This window comes from uncultured Tateyamaria sp. (assembly GCF_947494755.1).
Classification (GTDB): domain Bacteria; phylum Pseudomonadota; class Alphaproteobacteria; order Rhodobacterales; family Rhodobacteraceae; genus Tateyamaria.
The window spans coordinates 1-4,091 of the sequence record NZ_CANLVZ010000035.1 but is presented as its reverse complement, the minus strand read 5'-3'; the positions used below and the strand labels follow the sequence as shown (position 1 = coordinate 4,091).

At 55.5% G+C, this 4,091-nt stretch carries 3 protein-coding genes and 1 pseudogene; 1 reads left to right on the top strand and 3 read right to left on the bottom strand.

Translation table 11 applies throughout. The annotated features are described in order from the left end of the window. Positions 1 to 152 precede the first annotated feature (152 nt). Complete coding sequence (locus Q0908_RS20190; protein ID WP_299289084.1) at positions 153 to 782, bottom strand: hypothetical protein; 630 nt, start codon at positions 780 to 782, stop codon at positions 153 to 155. Between the two features lie 87 nt (positions 783 to 869). Here Q0908_RS20190 and Q0908_RS20185 point away from each other — a divergent pair. Then, positions 870 to 1,238, top strand: a pseudogene (locus Q0908_RS20185) (transposase); the annotation flags it as partial. 126 nt (positions 1,239 to 1,364) lie between these two features. On the opposite strand, the gene Q0908_RS20180 reads toward Q0908_RS20185, so the two are convergent. Both Q0908_RS20180 and Q0908_RS20175 read right to left on the bottom strand, forming a co-directional pair. Further along, positions 1,365 to 2,267: an AraC family transcriptional regulator gene (locus Q0908_RS20180; protein ID WP_299289083.1), complete on the bottom strand. Its 903-nt coding sequence runs from the start codon at positions 2,265 to 2,267 to the stop codon at positions 1,365 to 1,367. 326 nt (positions 2,268 to 2,593) lie between these two features. Beyond that, entirely contained in the window at positions 2,594 to 3,526 is a 933-nt protein-coding gene (locus tag Q0908_RS20175; protein WP_299289079.1) for an AraC family transcriptional regulator, read from the bottom strand. Positions 3,527 to 4,091: the final 565 nt, after the last annotated feature.

Genomic DNA, 4,091 nt, shown 5'->3' with positions numbered 1-4,091 from the left:
AAGGGGGCCAGACCGGCCATCTGCGCGTCGCTCAATCAGAAAAGATCAGACATGGTCACCGCCCGGTCTTCCGAACCACGAACCACGCCACCACGCGGAAACCAATGGGGGCTGGCCCTAATTTCATGGTCGACGGCCGGGTGAACAACGTTTCAAACGTCGATCCACCAACCAGCCATCATCATCAGACCAAAGACGAACAACATCGATGTTGCGAGCTTTGCTGGAGTGCTTGGCGGGGCCGTGAAAAAAGAGACGCTCTGTATCACCAGCATCAGCGCCGCGACAGAGAGCACCTTCCAGACCACCGCCGTACCAAACATGGCCAAGGCCGCGACCCCGGCGACAATGACACCCATTTCGAGTGTGATAGCACCGACGCGATAGTGCCAGAGGCCAAAGCCAACGTGGTAGCGATTTCCAACGAGTGGCATGTCGTGGTCATGCACGATCAAGTCAAGGAGCCAGTGTGAGAAGCAGACGAGCGCAATCACCCAAAGCGCCCCGGTCGACAGGTCCGGGTAGGCCACCCCGGCCAGCAGCCCCATTACGATGCTCAGGCCAATCGAACTGGGCAGGCTGTGCGAATAGGGCATATAGCTGAGCCGCAAAGGGACCGTGGGTGTGGCGGTCGGATCAATCTCAACCCTTTCGACCTTCGCCAGTACAAGAGCTGACCACACAACATCAATCAGTTGGGTGGAAAGCATCAGAGCGGGTAGCGGTGCCTCTGGGAACAAAGCCTTGGCGCCAAAAGCGATACCATAGTGGCCGATAAACATGTGCTAGCTTTCGATTGATCCGGTTGTGTTCCTATCCTTAGTATCTTGCTGCCCCCGGAACCAGTGGATCGTGGCCTAGAGATCGAACAGGTTCGAGATACCGATGACATCGGCGCACGGGCATTGTTGAGCAACCTGCCGGATGTGGACTGGCTGCTCGGGGATTGCGGCTATGACGCGGATTGGTTTAGAAAAGCGTTGAGAGACAAGGCGATACGCGCCTGTATCCCTGGCCAGAAACAGCGGAAAAACCCGGTGAAGTACGACAAGCGTCGCAATAAACGGCGCAACCGCCCCTCTCGTGACATTGCTTTGCAATGCACTGCCGGGCAGTGATGCGAGATTATGTTTGGCAGATTGAAGGATTGGGGGCGCGTGGCAACCCGCTGCGACCAACGCCCGAAGGTCTTCCTCTCAGCCATCGCCCTTACGGCACTCGCCATTCATTGGCTATGAGGCCTGAACCTGCGGGAGGCGCGATGGGCTGATCATTGATATCTTACTTATGGACGAACCAAACAATGGCTGATGATTTAAGTGGCTGTCTGTCCGACTTAATCTGCCATCGCAGCGGCGGCGCAGTTACTGACGCGCCTGTTTGCGGTATTTGCCCGGGCTCATACCCACCCGTTTGCCAAACAGCGTGGTCATGTGCGACTGGCTTGAGAAACCGGTCGCATAGGCCAGGTCGGCCAATGACTGATCGGAGTTGATCAGTTGCTCTTTGAGTTCGATCAGGCGCAACTCGATCAGGTAGCTGTGGGGCGGCACCCCGGTCGTCGCCTTGAAGGCGCGGGTGAAGGCAAAGACGTCCATATCGACGAGGCTGGCCAATGTGTCGAGCCCGCCGGGGTTTTCGAGTGTTTCGGTCATGTGTTCGACGACGCGGTTCAATTCGCTGTCGGAAAGTTCAAGGTGAGAGACGGCCTTTTGCGCGCGCGTGTTCTGACGGCGCAGAACAAGCAGGGCAATCTGTTGGGCCAGCGTTTCGGCGTAAAGTTCACTGCCCGCCGAGGGCATCCGCGCCTCATCCAGCAGGGCCATCGCGCAGCGGCGCATGGCATCGTCGTGGACGCCGTAAAAGCTCCACGTCTCGAAATTGTCCGGATCGCCGCGATGTATCGCCCCCCACGCATCGCGAAAGAAGCTGTCGTCGATCATGGTTTGTTGAAAGGTCTGTTGCCCTTCCATGTGGATCACGACATCCACCTCCGGGCTTTGATATTGGACACTGCCCGCGCCAATGTGCAGACCGCGCGGCGCGCCCGGCTCTAAATTTGTGTCTACTTCCTGTTCGTGTCGACCACCCAGCACCGTCTCAAACAAATGAAATCCATCCAAGATACCGTGGATGCTCCCGGACCCTTGATCACACACCATTGTGTTGAGCCGCGACCAGTTCAGTCGAGGCCGCTCCGTGACCCGGGCGTGTCCATCGCTTTCCATCCAGTGCACCAGTTCATGACGTTTGATCAGTGATGTCATCTTGGTGTCCTTCATCCCTTCGGCCCCGGACAAACCCCCGGCCATGGTTGCATATAGCACGGTTTTGGGGCGGTATTGCACGCTTTCAGGATATTTTACATTTTTGCGCGAAGTTTATTGCGAGGGCTGCGCGGCAAAAAATGCAGCGATCCGCTGGCGCGCATAGTCCCACAAACCGGGCGCGCCGCGCGCGATCTTTGTGCCCACACGCTCGGCGATCATCGCCTCGCTTATGTCATCGGATGCACTCTTGGGTCTCCAGTTTCATAAACACCTTATCTCGGTGTCCACGAAACCGGCAGCAGGCCACATCGCTTTAATCTTTGTTAACTGTTTCGAAGTTTGGAAGGTGTAATGCGAAACGTTTTTTTGAACTGTGTGCTCATATGCGCCTGGCTTGAGAACCCGCAAGCGAATGCGATATCAGCGATAGATAGATCAGTAGCTGCGAGCAAACGATGGGCCTCGTCCAATCGCTTTTTGAGGATGAAGCCGTATGGTGTAATTCTTTTTTCCTGCTTGAAGACTTCGTTAAAATGCGGAGGCGACAGGTTTGCAATTGCGGCCATGTCACCGATCTTCAAGTCAGGGTCGCGGAAGTGATCCATGGCATAGTCGATAGCATTGGCGATGCGCGCACGATGTCGTCGGTTGGTCCGCCCTGCTCCGTCCGCCGCCTCAGCAGCGTGCCGTCCAGAGAAGGACGATAACATGCGGGCAACCATTCCGGTCACCAAAGCCTCGGCCATCAATGCGTCTGCCGTCAAATTGCCAAAGGCACCAGCCTCCATAGTGGAGAGCGCAATCCGCGCCAAGCTCGCCATCTGATCATCGCGTTGATAAAACTCTTTTCTACCCGACAGGTCCAACTGATGCTGCCAGTCGTCCATCCAGTCAGCCAAAGCCTCGTCGGAAAGCTCAAGCAGCAGCACGGGTTCAAAATTCGTCGTCCTCAGTTTCAGTTGGCTTGTGTTGCGATAGAACGCGAATGAATTTGGAGGAGCGATCACGTCAAGCCTCTTATCCGAATTGACAGCCATGTTGGTCGCCACCCGTCCGAGGTTGACGTCTATGACGTTCTTGCCAAGGGAAATATCTACATCTACCTCACCAGGCGGCAGCGTCATCATGACCACCTCGCCGTTGGTAATCACGGTGTCCGCAACAACGGGGACTTCGTGAGCGAGTCCATCTTCGAGATTATCAGAACCGCTCGTTCTGTAGCGTTTCTCTGCTGTACCTGTGCGCATCATTCCCATCTGTCGTGCCTTTATTGCATTGATCGGTTTGGTCTTTGCGCACTAAAGGTTTGAAATTTGCCCGTTCACATTCCGGCCGCTTGCCACGCCCGGACCAGCATCTCCGCAGTATTTCGCTGCGGCTAAGCAAGTTATCGGTGAACGGAGCGAAACAGCGGGGCATGTCGATATTCATTGGCGCGCATAACCCGGGCTGAGTCCAAAATCCTAGAGTAAGGGTCCGATCAACAGTGCAGTCAAAAGCGGAAACGCTCTGCACTTTCGAGAATGCGCTTGTCCAAATCCTTCTGATGACCCGCTGTGAAAATCCACCTGCTCTTGGACGGTTAGTGTTGGGGGGACAGCCTAGAGGTCAGTTGAGTTCGCCCCCCCAACAATCCAATCCGTGAGTGTTGGACTGCACTCATGCTTAGCGACAATTTCCGCGCGAATATTGCATAATCCTTGGAAAGGGTTGCAAATTCTCACGTGATTTTCCGAGTGAACTGAAGTGGTGACCTGCTCCCCTGAAAAGTCCGGCATTTAGAGTTAGCCTGTTCTCCAACTGAGGAGACAGACGATGAAG